General features: G+C 51.2%; 13 protein-coding genes. 8 read left to right on the top strand and 5 right to left on the bottom strand.

The annotated features are described in order from the left end of the window. Positions 1-44: 44 nt before the first annotated feature. The gene (locus VK70_RS09010) at positions 45-425 is read left to right on the top strand and encodes a DnaJ family domain-containing protein (RefSeq protein ID WP_025695873.1); all 381 of its coding nucleotides are present in this window, start codon (positions 45-47) and stop codon (positions 423-425) included. A 144-nt stretch (positions 426-569) separates the two neighbouring features. On the opposite strand, the gene gluQRS is transcribed toward VK70_RS09010, so the two are convergent. Then, complete coding sequence (gene gluQRS, locus VK70_RS09015; protein ID WP_233277795.1) at positions 570-1,574, bottom strand: tRNA glutamyl-Q(34) synthetase GluQRS; 1,005 nt, start codon at positions 1,572-1,574, stop codon at positions 570-572. Positions 1,575-2,204: 630 nt separating this feature from the next. After that, positions 2,205-3,293 (bottom strand): IS200/IS605 family element RNA-guided endonuclease TnpB, encoded by a 1,089-nt coding sequence (gene tnpB / locus VK70_RS09020; protein WP_046723176.1) that lies wholly within the window; start codon positions 3,291-3,293, stop codon positions 2,205-2,207. A 219-nt stretch (positions 3,294-3,512) separates the two neighbouring features. Here tnpB and sigJ point away from each other — a divergent pair, with 219 nt between their 5' ends. Continuing rightward, positions 3,513-4,373: an RNA polymerase sigma factor SigJ gene (gene sigJ, locus VK70_RS09025; RefSeq protein WP_025696411.1), complete on the top strand. Its 861-nt coding sequence runs from the start codon at positions 3,513-3,515 to the stop codon at positions 4,371-4,373. A 222-nt stretch (positions 4,374-4,595) separates the two neighbouring features. Here sigJ and VK70_RS09030 read toward each other — a convergent pair whose 3' ends face one another. The 3 genes from VK70_RS09030 to VK70_RS09040 form a co-directional block, all read right to left on the bottom strand. Then, complete coding sequence (locus VK70_RS09030; protein WP_025696409.1) at positions 4,596-4,967, bottom strand: pyridoxamine 5'-phosphate oxidase family protein; 372 nt, start codon at positions 4,965-4,967, stop codon at positions 4,596-4,598. Positions 4,968-5,062: 95 nt separating this feature from the next. Then, positions 5,063-5,542, bottom strand: a complete 480-nt coding sequence (locus VK70_RS09035) for a carboxymuconolactone decarboxylase family protein (protein WP_025696407.1) — start codon at positions 5,540-5,542, stop codon at positions 5,063-5,065. 322 nt (positions 5,543-5,864) lie between these two features. Continuing rightward, positions 5,865-6,602: an SDR family oxidoreductase gene (locus VK70_RS09040; RefSeq protein WP_025696405.1), complete on the bottom strand. Its 738-nt coding sequence runs from the start codon at positions 6,600-6,602 to the stop codon at positions 5,865-5,867. 215 nt (positions 6,603-6,817) lie between these two features. Here VK70_RS09040 and VK70_RS09045 point away from each other — a divergent pair, with 215 nt between their 5' ends. The 6 genes from VK70_RS09045 (at position 6,818) to VK70_RS09070 (ending at position 14,863) form a co-directional block, all read left to right on the top strand. Then, a complete protein-coding gene (locus VK70_RS09045; RefSeq protein WP_051505131.1) occupies positions 6,818-7,408 on the top strand; it encodes a TetR/AcrR family transcriptional regulator in 591 nt (196 codons plus the stop codon). 331 nt (positions 7,409-7,739) lie between these two features. Then, a complete protein-coding gene (gene hrpB, locus VK70_RS09050; RefSeq protein WP_046723178.1) occupies positions 7,740-10,253 on the top strand; it encodes an ATP-dependent helicase HrpB in 2,514 nt (837 codons plus the stop codon). Between the two features lie 135 nt (positions 10,254-10,388). Continuing rightward, positions 10,389-10,889 carry a general stress protein gene (locus VK70_RS09055; RefSeq protein WP_025694861.1) on the top strand — a complete coding sequence of 167 codons (501 nt, stop codon included), beginning with the start codon at positions 10,389-10,391 and terminating at the stop codon, positions 10,887-10,889. A gap of 395 nt (positions 10,890-11,284) precedes the next feature. Beyond that, entirely contained in the window at positions 11,285-11,644 is a 360-nt protein-coding gene (locus VK70_RS09060) for a replication termination protein (protein WP_025694860.1), read from the top strand. A gap of 96 nt (positions 11,645-11,740) precedes the next feature. Continuing rightward, on the top strand, positions 11,741-12,115 hold the full coding sequence (locus VK70_RS09065) for a DivIVA domain-containing protein (protein WP_025694859.1): 375 nt from the start codon (positions 11,741-11,743) through the stop codon (positions 12,113-12,115). Between the two features lie 63 nt (positions 12,116-12,178). Then, positions 12,179-14,863, top strand: a complete 2,685-nt coding sequence (locus tag VK70_RS09070) for an ATP-binding protein (protein ID WP_025694858.1) — start codon at positions 12,179-12,181, stop codon at positions 14,861-14,863. Positions 14,864-14,906 lie beyond the last annotated feature (43 nt).

The raw sequence follows: 14,906 nt of genomic DNA on the forward strand, positions 1-14,906 counted from the left end.
GTGGCGCGTAGAGCGCCAAACCATGATAAAGGAGGCGGCGGAAAATGGCCGTAATGTCTTGGTTGGCTGAGCAGCGGATTGAGGAGGCGATGCGAAAAGGTGAATTCCGGAATTTGCCGGGCCATGGAAAGCCGCTGGAACTGGAAGACTTATCGGGGGTGCCCGAAGAGCTGCGAATGTCGTTCAAAATTATGAAGAATGCCGGACTTCTTCCCGAGGAGCTGCAGCTGCGGGCGGAATGTGCGACCCTTGAAAATCTGCTTGCCGCTTGTCATGATAGCGGAGCAGAGAAGCGCACCCTTAGCCGCAGATTGACGGAAAAGAAACTGCGTCTGGAGGAGCTTCTCCGGCAGCGCGGGCTGGACGGAAGCGCCGCATTCGCGCAGTACGGGGAACAAATCCGGATGAGGCTGGATAAAGAATAAATCCGTATGAACCCGGATGCCTTGCCGAATGCTTTAGCAGCGGCAGGGTATCTTTTTTATGAAAAATTCTTTAATCGCAAGAAAAGCAACCGCAAAAGAAGGATACGGGCAACCGCTTCAAAAAGACTCCGATCGGAGTTTTTCTTATTTCTGCCGCCCCAGTGAGGGATGCAGCCTGCCCAGCATGTCTGGAGTGACGACAATGTCATCCCGGGAGATCCGTTCCAATTGGAAGGAATGGATCAGGTCATATGGCGAGACCTTAAGCGGTTCGGGCAGCAGCCCGGCTGCCCAGGCAAGCCAGCCGGTTACGGACTGAGGCGTCACACCAGCTTCGCGCAGCTCCGCAAGCGTAATTCCCCCATGACGCTTGGCCAGCCTGCGGCCGTCCTGGTCCATGAGGAGCGGGACATGGGCAAACCGCGGCGGCTTCCAGCCCAGCGCTTCGTAGAGCATCAGCTGGCGGGGCGTAGTATCAAGCAGATCGGCCCCCCGAAGTACATCCGTAATCCCCATTAGGGCATCATCTACGACGACAGCAAGCTGATACGAGAAGATGCCGTCGGCTCGCCGCACGATGAAGTCCCCTCCGGCAGCGGCATTGGCCCGGCGGTTTCCGGCCACACCATCGGTAAAAGCAATCTCCCCGGTCGGCACGGCGAAGCGAAGAGATGGCGTCTTGCTTAAGGAGCGCCGTCCGGCTTCATCGGGAGACAGGTGGCGGCAAGTTCCGGGGTACACCGGGCCTTCCGAAGCAAGGCCGTGAGGAGCGGCGGCTGCGGCCAGAATATCATGGCGGCTGCAGTAGCAGGGATACAGTCTTCCATCTGTTCTTAACCGGTTCAGCGCAGCCTCGTACAGCTTCAGCCGTTCGCTTTGGACATAGGGTCCATAAGGACCGCCCGCGTCAGGCCCTTCGTCCCAGTCGAGACCGAGCCAGCGTAGATCTTCAATAATATGCCTGGCGTATTCCGGGCGGCAGCGATCCGTGTCAATATCCTCCATACGGAGCACTAGCTGTCCGTTCCGGCTGCGGATTTGCAGCCAAGCCATCAGAGCGGCCAGGGCGTTGCCGATATGAATGTCGCCGGATGGCGAGGGAGCGAAGCGGCCGCGAACGCTGGCGGTCGGATCAATATCAGTGAACAAGGGAGAACCCTCCTTGTAAAGCGTAAAAATATGACTTGCGAAAGCGGGCGGTTTGTCAGAAGCCGGAGCAGAGGTAAGCGTTATGCACCGCTCTTGAATTTTCCCGGCATTTCGCCCATGATTACAAATAAATGAACATGACTTTCATACTAATATTTCATTGTAATTCACCGGTTGAGCAATTGCCAGCTTAGTGTTGTTAAATAATAACTTAAGTCTTGGCCGCTCAACGGATTGATCGGGGATATTGTTATGCAGAGTGGGGTTATTGTTGGAATTGTTGCCGACCGTCTTTATGGGAGATAGAGGAATCCATTCCCTTCTTAACATCTCTGCTAAAGTTTGTATAACGTCAATCCCTTTGGGCAAATTTAAATATCCTCTACACTGTCTATTCGAATCATTCCGTCTATTTGAACACTCCCCCACTTAGCTAACACTTGAAGTGGGGGATTCTTGGGTAATCCCTTCTACTGAGGGGAATTCATTTCGATATTTTCTCACGAAAAATCGTATACCAAGCGATCCCTGCGGTTCCCGCAGTTTTCCAAGGGAAAATCTGTACCGATCTTCCCGAGTTTTAAGTTATTTGTCTTAACAACATATCTAAAGGAAAGGTGGGGTTGACGTTTAAACAGCAAGGCTTTTGATGTTATGTGCTGCATTTTCATCTCGATCATGATGGGTATGGCACGATGGACATGTCCATTGCCGCACAGACAATTTCTTTACTTCAGGATGGATAGTGCCGCATACATGACACCTTTGGCTCGTTGGAGCGAATGTGTCGGCAAACTTCACCGAGCGTCCATACCATTCCGCTTTATACGAAAGCTGACGGGCAAATTCACCCCAGGACGCATCGGCGATGGATTTGGCCAGCCGGTGATTTTTGAGCATGTTCGCCACGCTCAGATTTTCGATACTGATCGTTTGGTTTTCACGAATCAGCTTCGTGGTGAGTTGATGCAAAACATCATGGCGGCTGCCCACGATCTTCTCATGGATTTGGGCAACCTTCTGTTTGGCTTTTTGCCAATTGGAGCCCCCTTTGTTACGACGGGCCATGCGGCGTTGCCAAAATGCAAGTTTTTGTTCATATTTGCGAAACACTTTGGGATTGGCAACCCGCAACCCATCAGAGCAGACCGCTAATTCCTTGAGTCCAAGGTCAATGCCGATCTCCTTATCGGTCTGCGGCAGAGGATTCATTTCCACTTCGCAGAGGATGGATACAAAATATTTGCCTGCCGCATTTCGCCGCAGGGTAGCCGAAAGAATGCGACCTTCACACGCTCTGGAGTTGGCAAAGCGAAGCCAGCCAAGCTTCGGAAGTTTAAGTCGGTTTCCGTTGATAGCAATGTTATCATTAGTGTATTTGGTGGTGTAGCTTTGCACAGGATGCTTGCGGCTTTTGAAACGTGGAGCCTGATTTTGTTTCTTGAAGAAACGTTCAAAGCTGTCTGCCACGTATCGCACCGCCGATTGCAAAGCAATGCTATCTACCGATTTCAACCATTCAAATTGCTGTTTGAGTGCAGGAAGCTGTGTGGCACAGGTGTTATAGGACAACCCTTTGCCGGTTGCCGCATAGGTTTCGTTCCATTTGATTAAGAAATGATTGAAGACAAAGCGGCAACAGCCAAACATTTGATGGATGAGTTGCCGTTGTTCCGGATTGGGATAGATGCGATATTTATAAGCTTTATGCACCAACATGCCACGGTGCCTCCTTTCGTGTAAGACATTTCTATTACAGCACATATGTTCGCTTTAGGGCGAAAAAACCGCCGATTCATCTCCTCCCTATAGAGGAAGGAGTCTTCTCGGCTTTTAAGATAAATGGGGATGTCACAAAATCACCCCGTAACTCGTTTTATTTTTAAGGCCTATTTTGCAATAGGTTTAATATATGGGGAACCGATCGGAAGTGAAGACATGGAGGAACTGTATCAGAAGTATAAAGGGCTGCTCTTTAAGCTCGCTTACCAACTAACAGGATCTGTTACGGACGCCGAAGATGTTGTACACGATGTTTTTCTGAAAATAGTCGATGTACCGCCGGAGAAGCTAGCAGAACCTAAAGCCTATCTTTGTAAGATGGTAACGAATCGCTGTCGGGATTTGCAAAAATCGGCACGCAGGAAACGGGAGCAATATTATGGGGAATGGCTCCCAGAGCCCCTACATCGCATGAATGATGAAGCGATAGATGCGGTCGTCCGCGACGATCTGCTATCATATGCGTTGCTTGTTCTGCTTGAAAGGCTATCACCAACGGAACGTGTCGTATTTGTGCTTCGAGAGGCGCTTGGCTTTGACTATCATGAAATTGCCGAACTGGTGGAGAAGAGTGAAGTGAACTGTCGTAAACTGTTCAGTCGGGCCAACGCGAAAATGGGGATTACATCTGAACAACTTGTTCATTCTGAGGGAGCTACCCCCGAGCTCGTCCATGGCTTCCTGAGCGCTCTGAAACAGGGCAACCTCAATCAAATCTTATCCATCCTGGATCAAGAAGTTGTCCTTGTCTCCGATGGGGGAGGCAAAGTCTCGGCCGTTGTCGAACCCATCTATACAAGAGAACTTGTTGCGGAGTTCCTGCTTGGTCCATTACGTCGAGCATCAACGATCGATGGAGTTCATATCGAGGTTATTCAGATGAATAGACAGCCTGCATTTATTCTTCGATCTAGCGAAGGGATTCATACCGTCGGGATTGTTCATGTGGAGAACAATCAAATTCGCAACATTTATATTGTCAGAAACCCGGACAAGCTGATGCACGTTGGAAAATGAAACGAAGCACAAAGAACCTTCGCAGGGTTCTTTGTGCTTCTGTTTTTAACAACGATGCTGGTAGAAATCAACCTTGCAACTGGATGAGCCAATCATTGAACCGACGAATTTCATTGAGTCCCAACCGGTCCGATCATGCCACATCAACAATACCGTTTACCGGTGTCCCAACCGTCCGTTTGGCACTTAAATCCGCAATTCGCTTCTTTCATCGGGTTTATCTTATAAAGTCTGCTGCACGGAAGTCGGTGAGATCTCCAATACGCGGGTTAGAAACGGGAATTTTTCTTTCATCATAGCGTATTCCTCGCCCGTTTCAATAAACTTGGCTGTACCCTCAATTAGAAAACCGATACCCATCGCCCAGCGGCCCATAATTTCTTTGGAAGCGACGGTCAATTTGACATGGGGATTTCGCTCGATGTTGGCTTGGGTTCTCCTCATTCCGGCAGCCGGAATAAGCCAACGGCCATCCTCCATAACCTGCACATAAGAATTCCATGTGTTGCTGATATGGCCTTCTCCCTCAGACCATGTCACGATGGACACGGGACCTTCGTTGGTAAGGGTTTCAAGCAGTTTTTCATTCTCCACGATTTGTTAACCTCCTGATTTTGGTAACTTAGACGGTTGCCAGAGTTACAATATTCTTAATAAGAAACGCACTGTTAATCTGCTCTTACAGTCGCTTAGCTCAGGCCAGCTTTAGTCAATCCAAATGCTGCGTCAGCAGAACCCGGTACGGTCTTGAAGGCGACGTTAATACGGTTCCAGGCATTAATCGCCATGATCGAGAAGGTGAGATCTGAAATTTCTTTTTCGGATAATTGCCCGCGAACGCGGTCATAGATGTCATCAGGTACGCCTTGCTCCGGCAGCTTGGTCAGAATCTCGGTCCATGCCAGCGAAGCCCGCTCGCGTGGACTAAATAGCGTTGATTCGCGCCAAGTCGAGATGTGGTAAAGGCGCAGCTCGCTCTCGCCATGGATCTTGGCCTGCTTGACATGCATATCCAGGCAAAATCCACAACCATTCATTTGCGAAGCTCTGATGTGAACGAGATGGAGGATTTTCTCTTCAATCGAACTCTCCTTCTCGGCATTGCTAAGTTCCATCATTTTTTTGAAAAATTCCGGTGATTGTTGCATGTAGTTTATACGTTGTGCCATAACTACTCTACCTCTCTTTTCTACTTTAATGATTATTATTTCATAAACAATGAGGGTGGTACCAAACCGTACGTTATCGTACAATCGTCATACTGCCGAAGTTTAACTAGCCGTGCCTTTTCTTCTGGCTTTAAGCTTCACCCCCCATGTTAATCGCGATCGAAAATATAACGATGATGCGACTCTTTTTGTGACACTCTCGACTTTGAGGCAGCGTAGCGTGATGCCTGTTCTATCAGTTTTGCATTTCATGCATATAACGATGCTGCTTATCAATCCGTGACATAAACGCAATCACAAGCGTACCGGTTTCGGATTTCTTTTATAGCACGGTTGGTCTGACCATAATTTCACTAACCAGGGTGTCATCAGGTTCATTTATGGCAAAAGCAATGGCTTTGGCAATACTGTGAGGAGAAATGCCCATGTCTTTAATTTGACTGGCTATCGCCTGTACTTCTGGGCTCGTTATGTGATCGAGCAATTCGGTTTTTGTCAGCCCTGGAGCAATCAAGGTAGACCGTATGTGCGAAGTCAAGGACTCTTCCAGGCGCAGCCCTTCTGAAATGGCCCTCACAGCGAACTTAGTGGCCGAGTAGACGGCCGATCTCGGGTCCACATGATAACCGGCTGTAGAAGACAGGTTGATGATATGACCAGATTGCTGTTCCCGCATGGCGGGCAATACTGCTGCGATGCCATACAGAACACCTTTGATATTCACATCGATCATTTGATCCCATTCTTCAACTCTTAGTTCATACAGCATAGAATTGGGCATAATGCCTGCATTGTTGATCAATACATCGATTCGGCCGTACGTATTCAAGGTAAACTTGGCTAAATTCTGCATTTCTTCGGCGGAAACGACATCTGCTTTTACAGAAAAGGCGTCACCACCACCCTGTCTTATTTCATCAACTATTGCATGCAGGCGTTCTTCTCTTCTGGCAGCCAATACTACCTTCGCGCCGTTTTGGGCCAGCAACTTCGCAGTTGCTTCTCCTATGCCGCTGGAGGCTCCTGTTATAATGACCACTTTGTTCCGAACATTTTCCATGAGTTACTGCTCCTTTGCTTATAAATTGAGATACTTATATGGGAATGATGAAATTAAACGAACATCCGATATAAAATATATGTTGATTATATGACGTTCGTTGAATAATATTATAGATAGTAGCCCAGAATACTCAATGGTTAATTGATGCGTATTTGTTTGATATACAACAGTACGTTCGGAATTGTTGATAATCTTAAGGAGGTACGAATGCAATGGAACATGCCGTAAAAATCGACCGCCGCATTCTCCGAACAAAACAATCCATTACGAAGTCCTTTTTGGAGCTGTTCTCGGAAAAAAATATTGAAGAAATTACGATTAACGATATCGCGGAGCGCGCCAATGTTAACCGTGGAACCATTTATCTGCATTACATTGACAAATACGATCTCTTGGACAAATGCATTGAAGAGCGCATCAACGAATTAATTTCGCTGTGCAAGAGACGGGAAGTTGATGAAGTTAATCAAGAGCTACTACATGAGCCAAAACCGTTTTTTGATTATTTACAGGACCACTTCCCGTTCTTTTCTTCTATGTTCTCCAATCAAAGGGTCTTTGTATTTCGGGACCGGCTACAGCATTTTATCTCCGTCAGTCTTATGGATAAAATGAATAAGCTGGGTAATAAGTCCGATGTTGAGAGTGAGCTAAACGCTCAATTCATGGCTTCTGCTTTTATCGGGATTGTGGAGTGGTGGATTCGTCATCAAATGCCGCATTCCACGGATTTTATGGCCGATCAGGTCAGGAAATTATTTGAAAAAAATCAGATATATCCAAATATCATGAAGCGTTCATGAACTTAGATAAAAACAGACCTTCAGAAGCCAGCGATAAGGAAATCGCCATTCCGAAGGTCTGCTGTTGTATTCGTAAACTTATCCCTGACAAAATCGGCAATAACAAAAGAGGAACCTTAGCAATCAAGATATTCATAACGAAATGACTTTCTAGAATTCGGTTTAGTTCTTGCAGCAGACATGTTATTGGCGGGTGATAACTTTATTTCTACCCCCGCCCATCACACAGGCTGGGTTTACTGCATTTTACGTGATTATTTTAAACAACTTTATTATCAGGTGACACTTAGGTGAACATTATCCATTCTTATCTTGATATCGGAGCGATCAAATGAGCACACTTCCAATTATGCAGATCATGCCTGAACTTAAAAATAGACTTGCGGGCTCCTCATCCGCCGTCCTTATCGCGGAACCGGGAGCGGGTAAGACAACGATGACGCCGCTCGCGCTGCTGGACGAGCCGTGGATGAAGGGCAAAACCATGCTTATGCTGGAACCCAGGCGGCTTGCCGCCCGAGCGGCGGCCGCCTATATGGCGTCCTGTCTCGGCGAGCAGGCAGGCCAAACCGTGGGCTACCGGATGCGTATGGACAGCAGGACGGGGCCGAACACACGCATAATCGTCGTAACCGAAGGCGTGCTGACCAGGGTGCTTCAGGACGACCCTTCGCTGGGCGATACCGGCCTTATCATCTTCGACGAATTCCACGAGCGCAGCCTGAATGCCGATCTGGGGCTTGCGCTCTCGCTGGAGACGCAGGCTGTACTCCGCGAGGACTTGAAGATCCTCGTGATGTCGGCAACGCTTGACGGAGTGAAGGTCTCCGGGCTGCTTGGCGGTGCTCCGGTTGTCCGGTGTCCCGGCAGAGTATTTCCGGTAGAAACCGTATACGCGCCTCCGGCGGCAGCAACCCCTCTTGAAAAGGCTGTGGCGAATGCGGCCCGGCGCGCGCTGGCCGAGCAGCCCGGCGATATCCTGCTGTTTCTCCCGGGCGCGAGAGAAATTCGACGGACGGAGTCGGAGCTAAGGTCCGGTGCGCTGCCCGGGAACGTGACGCTTCGTCCGCTCTACGGCCAGCTGCCGCAGGCCGAGCAGGACAGCGCCGTTGCGCCGGCTACGGAGGGCCAGCGGAAGGTCGTGCTGGCGACCTCCATCGCCGAGACAAGTCTGACGATCGAGGGAGTGCGGACCGTGATCGATTCCGGGCTGCGGCGGACGCAGCGGTTCTCGCCGAGAACGGGCATGCCGCGCCTGGAGACGCTGCCGATTTCCAAGGCATCGGCGGAGCAACGGCGCGGCCGGGCGGGACGGACGGCCCCCGGCGTCTGCTACCGGCTCTGGAGCCGGGAGGAGCATGACCGCCTGCCGGAATCGGACGCGCCGGAGATTCTGGAGGCCGATCTGGCCGGCCTCGCGCTGGAGCTGGCGCTGTGGGGCGTGCGCGATCCCGCCCAGCTGGCCTGGCTTGACGCGCCGCCCCCCGCGCCGTATACGCAGGCGACCGCGCTGCTGCGCCAGCTCGGCGCCCTGGACGCCGCCGGCGCCATTACCCCGCACGGCCGGCGGCTGGCCGCGCTGGGCGCGCACCCCCGCGCCGCGCATATGCTGCTGCGCGCGGCCGGGCTTGGCGCGGCGCCGCTCGCCTGCCGACTGGCGGCGCTGCTGCAGGAGCGGGACCCGCTGCGCGGTCCCGCCTCGGGCAGCTGCGACCTCACGCTGCGCGTGGAGGTGCTGCTGCGGTACGAAGCCTCCGCCGGGCGCGATGCGGGCGGAGGCGATCCTGCGGCTCTGCGCGCTGCTGCGCGCGCGAGCCGGGGGCTGGAGGCGCAGCTGCGGACGGCGGCGCCAGACCTTTCCGTCGCCGCAGATCCGGCGGATGCTTCCCTCTGCGGCCTGCTGCTGTCGTTCGCCTATCCCGACCGAATCGGGCAGCGCAGAGGCGAGGGAGCTTTTCTGCTCTCCGGCGGACGCGGCGCGGCAATGGGGGAGAGCCAGCACCTTGCCCGCGAGCCTTATATCGTAGCCGTCTCCGTTGATGACAAGGGAACGCAGAGCCGTATTATGCTTGCGGCTGCAGTGGAAGAGAAGGATCTGCTGGAGCATCACGCGGATATCGTGACAGAGCGTTCCGAAGTATACTGGGATGACGAGAGCAAGAGCGTCAAATCCCGCCGCCGCACGATGCTCGGCGAACTCACGCTCAAGGAGTCCGGTCATGAGCGTCCTTCTCCGGAAGAAGCGGCGAGGGTTCTAATGCAGGTGATTTCCGGGGAGGGTCTAAGACTGCTTCCTTGGGACAAGGGAACTCTGCAGCTTAGGGAACGCTTGGCGTTTATGCACTGGCTCGACCCTTCCTGGCCGGATGTGTCCGATGAGGGTCTCTCGGGGAGCATGGAAGAGTGGCTGCTTCCCTTTCTAGATGGCTGCCGCAGTCTGCGTGAGGTCCAGCGTCTGCCACTGCGCGAGGCGCTTGAGAGCATGCTGGACTGGGAACGGAAACGGCGGCTGGATCAGGAGGCTCCAACGCATATCGCGGTTCCCAGTGGATCACGAATTGCCGTTGATTATAGTGATCCGGCCGCGCCGGTGCTGGCGGTGAAGCTGCAAGAGATGTTCGGGCAGCGGGAGACCCCGCGAATTGGAGCGGGAAGAGTACCCGTACTGCTTCATCTGCTGTCTCCCGCGCGGCGGCCGGTTCAGGTGACTGCCGATCTTGCGAGCTTTTGGGCCAGCACATATTTTGATGTCAAGAAAGATTTGAAGGGACGATATCCCAAACATTATTGGCCGGATGATCCGCTTCAAGCCGTACCGACCCATCGGACGCGGCCGATCCAATAAATTGTAGGAAAGCAACTGTTCTCCTGCCTTCATTTACGTCACCTTGAAGCTTTCCTCCCCCTCTTTTTCCATGTTTGGAAAAGTGGAGGAAGGGCAAGATAACTAACGTGCACCTAAGAATAAGGAGGGCTTCAAGTGACAAAGAGAATTGTTGGCACTTTCGATACGGGACCCGAGGCAACCAAGGCGATAAAAGAATTACAAGCCAAAGGTATCCGTAATGATGATATTTCAGTGATTACACGGGATCGCGAAGATCTGCGGATGATTACGGAGGAGACGGATACAATGGCTCCGGAAGGAGTCGCTACAGGAGCGGCAACTGGCGGCGTAGCTGGAGGGATTGCCGGGCTGCTGGCTGGGATCGGCGCGCTGGCTATTCCTGGCATCGGCCCGATTATCGCAGCAGGCCCGATTGCGGGGGCATTGACCGGCGCGGCAATAGGAGCGGGTGCAGGCGGCCTGGTCGGGGGACTTGTCGGCTTGGGCATACCCGAAGAGGAAGCGCGAGAATATGTGGGCTATGTTGAACAAGGCAAGATTCTGGTTCTTGTAGACGACGACGGACTCGATGCCCAAATAGCCAATATATTCCGAAATAAGCCCTCGCTGAAGGCTACTCGGATTGATCGATGAATTCGGATACCGATCCGAAACTCTATAAATAGAACAAGCTATAAGGTTAGCGAATTTCCCAATCGTTTTGAATAAAAAAAGAGGCCGTAATTCCCAAAAAATGCAATCTGGGGAATGCGGCTTTTTTTGTGCGTGAAAAAAACAACTCATCCAAAAGTTAAGGCTCGATCAACTCGATCATACCGATTACCGACAACATTTCACCATATGAAAAATTCATAATAGATAAACACAACAACACTCCCCAGCTCATACCAGCTTAATCATCAACATTACTCGTCCAGCAACAACCCCAATCTGAAAAAGTCCGGGGCAGTTCATCCAAAAGTCGTATTGTGAAATTTGATAAACAGTGATTATATAGAGATATCCAGAATGATCGGAGGAGGTCTTTCATGGCTTTTATGATTGCCCAAAGGGCGTTTATCAAGCTGTATCTCATTACCATGGTCGAACAGCATCACGGCTACGGCTATCAAATGCTCGAGGATTTGCGGAGAGATTTCAAAAGTCATGGCTATAATCCTCCGCAGAGCGAGATCTACCGCGCCCTCCACGAATTGGTACAGCAGGGCATTCTATACCGTACCAAACAGCTCAAGGGAAATGATCCCAAAGTTGATTTTCAGGAAATCGTTCTTTATCATTTCACGACGGACGGGGCCGAGAAAGCGAAGCTGTACAAGAAGCAGGTAAAGACCGATCTTGACCGGTGTCTGGGCATACTAAACAAAGCGGTAGCCGATAATTATTGAAGCCCGGCACGGGACGGTGATATTTCCAGCCAGTTCCCGCCCTGATATAATAAGTAAAGCTAAAAGAGAACCCGTCAATGATGGAGGTAGTTTAAGATGGATGAGCATATGAAGCGAAGACTGGACAAACAGAGAAAGCTGTTCAGCCAGCTTGGGATTGCGCTTGATGCGTTAACCATTCATGAGAAAGAGTTCAGTATGAAATTACGCGGATACGATCCGGAGGAAGTAGATACTTTTTTGGACAGTGTCATTAAGGACTATGAACGGTTCTATGCAACCATCGCTGACTTAATGGACAAATGGCAGGAGCAGCAGATTACCCTGCGCGAAATGAAAGCGGAGAGTAAGCCGGCGCCGCCGCCCGTTATCCGGGGAATCGATCCGAAAGAGATCGAAGAGACGATTCTGAGGCTTGAAGCCGGTGTACGCCAGCTTAAGGAACGCGTTCAGCGCAGTGAGATCATATAGCCTCCGGACTTGAACAAAAATACGGCTCACACTGGTCATCAGGACGGAGGGTATACTTTTTCAATGAATAAAAATGTATTGAATTTCAAAATCCGTGGAAAAATCGCTCTTGGGTACATAATGATTTTACTGCTGCTCGGGCTTTTTCTGCTCATTGTGCAGGGACGGATTTCTGAGCTTGAGAAGGAAACCGTCATGCTGAGCGGTCATGATATGCAGGTGCATGAGCTTACTTTTCAAATTGAAAAAAATATTCTGGACATGGAGACCGGCCAGCGGGGCTATGCGCTTACAGGCAACGACTCTTATCTTGCCCCCTACTACGACGGTCTGGAGAAATGGCAGGTTAATTACTCCGCTTTGAAGGGGCTCATTAAGGGCAGTACCTCTCAGGTTGAAAATCTGGAAAGTATCGGGAAGAATCTTGAAGCCTGGATCGTCAATGCGGGCCAATATGTGGTTGAACTCAAACAAGCGGGACGTGATGATGAGGTGACCGCATTTTTTCATGCCGATCCCGGCAAAGCGATTGCCGGACAAATCCGCAGCGAGTTGCAGCATTTCCGTGAGTTTGAACAAGCCGGCACGGCGAAGCGGATCAGCGATCTCAAGTCACGCAACCACCAGCTGCTTATTACCATGTATATTCTGTGGAGCCTGGTGGCGCTGGTTGCCATTGCCGCTTCCATCCTCATCACGGACAGTATCGTTAAGACACTGAAGAACGTAATTGACGCCATCAACCATATAGCAGACGGAAACAGCAGGGCCAAGCGAATTGAGGTGAAGACGCAGGACGAGATTTCCGATCTTGCTGCAGCGACAAACCGTCTATTGGAGAACACAGAAAGAGAGCAGCGGTTCAGCGACCATCTAACCCAAATGTCGGTAAGGCTCCAGGAAAAAACGGACCCCGCCGCTTTATGCGACACCTTCCTGAGCAAGCTGGCGACAATCCTTGAGATCCAGTACGGCGCGGTGTACATTGCTCAAGACCACTATGGCGATTCTCTGCTGAGAATTAGTTCCTATGCGGGCGGGAACGAAGGTTTGAGCCCAGGCAAAGAAAAAATAAGGCTGGGTGAGGGCCTCGTTGGCCAATGCGCGCTTGATCAGAAAATTCTGAAGCTTGAAGAGCTGCCGGATGGTTATATTCATATCAGTTCCGGGCTCGGAAGAACCCCGCCCCGGCAGGCGGTGATTGCCCCTGTTGTGTTTGAGAACAGGACCGTCGCGGTGGTTGAGATCGCTTCACTCATGAGATGGGTGCCTGATCATTTCAAGCTGCTGGAACAGCTGCTCGACTCGTTCGCCGTATCGGTGAATTCGGTTATGACCCGGATGCATATTCAAAATCTCTATGCCGAAGCCCAGACAATGAATGAGGAGCTGCAGAACCAGTCTGAAGAGCTGCAATCCCAGACTCACGAACTGATCAACGTGAACAGTAAGCTGGAATTCCAAAAGCTGGTTGCGGAGAATTCAGCTGAAGAACTGGAGAAAATGAACGAGGAGCTAGAGAGAAGCTCCCGCTACAAATCCGAATTTTTGGCTAATATGTCGCATGAGCTGCGGACCCCGCTTAACAGCATGCTGCTGCTGTCGCAGATTCTGTCTGAGAACCACAGCAGCAACTTGACAGAGGAACAGGTAGGCTATGCATCGGTCATTCATTCCTCCGGCAGTGATCTGCTGGCGATCATTAACGATATTTTGGATTTATCCAAGGTTGAGGCTGGAAAGATGCTTATTGAAACGAGCGCCGTCAATCTTACCGAGTTCCCGTCCTTGTTCGAAGGGTATTTCGGCAAGACGGCTGAGTCCAAAAATCTCGAGTTCAGCGTCGTTTTGCAAGCTGGAGCACCCGATATCTTCTATACAGATGAATTGCGTCTGCATCAAATCCTCCGCAATCTGCTGTCCAACGCCTTTAAATTTACGGAAGAGGGCGGAGTAAAGCTCGAAATCTCCAAGCTCGACACCTTTGCTTCCAAAGGGTATGCTCCAGCGGGGCCGGTGCTGGCTTTTGCCGTCATCGACAGCGGCATAGGAATATCTCCGGATAAACGTGATCTGATATTTGAAGCGTTCCAGCAGGCGGACGGCTCAACCGCGCGAAAATTCGGCGGAACGGGACTCGGACTGTCCATTTCCCAGCAGCTTTCGAAGCTCCTTGGCGGGCATCTTACACTCGAGAGCAAACCGCAAGAAGGCAGCATCTTCACACTGTATCTTCCTTATCTGGAAGAGGAAAGAGATCCGAAGGATTATATGCTCGATTCCGAGGCGGCGGCAGCGCTTGAACGCGAACCTGATGGCAGCGGCGGTGCTGAGGAGGCGCAGGTGGACGGGAAATACGGCCTGCTGGCGGGTAAAACAGTCCTTCTAGTCGATGATGACCCGCGAAATATCTATGCGCTGACACAGACGCTTGAGAAGTACAGCATGCATGTGGTGACGGCCCAGAACGGATTCGAATGCCTTCAGCGGGTCAGAGAGAATCCCGGGATCGACATCCTGCTTCTGGACATCATGATGCCGGTGTTGGATGGGTATGACACGTTATCCATTTTGCGTGAAGAACTGTTGAAGCACGACCTTCCGATTATTGCGGTATCGGCCAAGACGATGAAGGAAGACCGGGAGAAATGCCTGGCTGCGGGGGCGACCGATTTTATCAAGAAACCCGTTCGTACCAAGGACCTTCTTAGGATTTTGTCCTATCATTTGAGCAGCAAAGCGGCTTAATTGCCTAGATACGGGCGATCCGAAACCTAATGGTGGCGGACGC

This window comes from Paenibacillus durus ATCC 35681, assembly GCF_000993825.1.
GTDB lineage: Bacteria > Bacillota > Bacilli > Paenibacillales > Paenibacillaceae > Paenibacillus_AQ > Paenibacillus_AQ durus_B.